The organism is Streptomyces sp. DH37 (assembly GCF_029813835.1).
In the GTDB taxonomy this organism is placed as follows: domain Bacteria; phylum Actinomycetota; class Actinomycetes; order Streptomycetales; family Streptomycetaceae; genus Streptomyces.
The window spans coordinates 1-724 of sequence record NZ_JARVKV010000155.1 but is presented as its reverse complement, the minus strand read 5'-3'; the positions used below and the strand labels follow the sequence as shown (position 1 = coordinate 724).

Here is a 724-nt window from a genome sequence, read left to right as displayed (position 1 = left end):
GTTTCGTTAATGTCCACTCTTGAGACCGTATAACGACCTTCTTTTATTCTCTCTAAGTCTTGAATGGTAGGATTCAACCCAATGTCGTAGAACTCGATTAAACGATTGAAAAACACCCACATAAGCAAGCGTAAATCATTAGAGCCAAAAAGATTATGACCTTGAAGCCATTTAGCAGGATTGCCCGATATTTCTATTGTATTTTCGGTAAGGGAACGGATAGAAATTGAACTATCATGAGAGCCAGTAACAGATAGCCTAGTTTGAGTAGTCCACTCAACTTCAGAGCCGTCAGCATTTAATTTTACGACTTGACCATCACATATTTGTCCAGAATTGGAACAAGGTAGCCGAGCTGTTACCCAGTCAATCATTTTTCACCTACGTTTTCACTGTATAACCGCTCTATTTTGTCGTCTAAGTCATCATCATAGCAGTCATCACACAAACCATCATCAAAGCCTATACCACGCAATTCACAGCCACAGCGAACGCAATTTTCATAATCAATAACAATTCCATTTTTTATAATCATTTTTCACCTTTGCCAATTTGCGACATTAAATCACCCATTTCGCTATTCATAACGCCAACTTGCTGATTTGCCATAGCAGTCAAACGCATCAAAGACGGCATACTGTCTTGGATTTCTTTAGCATGACTGATTGTATTGTAAAGCTCTTGAAACAACGGTTGAGCATCAATTAGAAACTCAACAATGAAA

Annotated in this window: 2 protein-coding genes; both read right to left on the bottom strand. The window is 38.4% G+C overall.

The features are described from left to right. On the bottom strand, nucleotides 1-374 hold a 374-nt coding region (locus QC029_RS30445), incomplete at its 3' end, for a phage/plasmid replication protein, II/X family (RefSeq protein ID WP_279559075.1). Between the two features lie 157 nt (nucleotides 375-531). Beyond that, nucleotides 532-724 (bottom strand): hypothetical protein (locus QC029_RS30440; protein WP_279559074.1); only part of this gene is annotated, 193 nt, incomplete at its 5' end.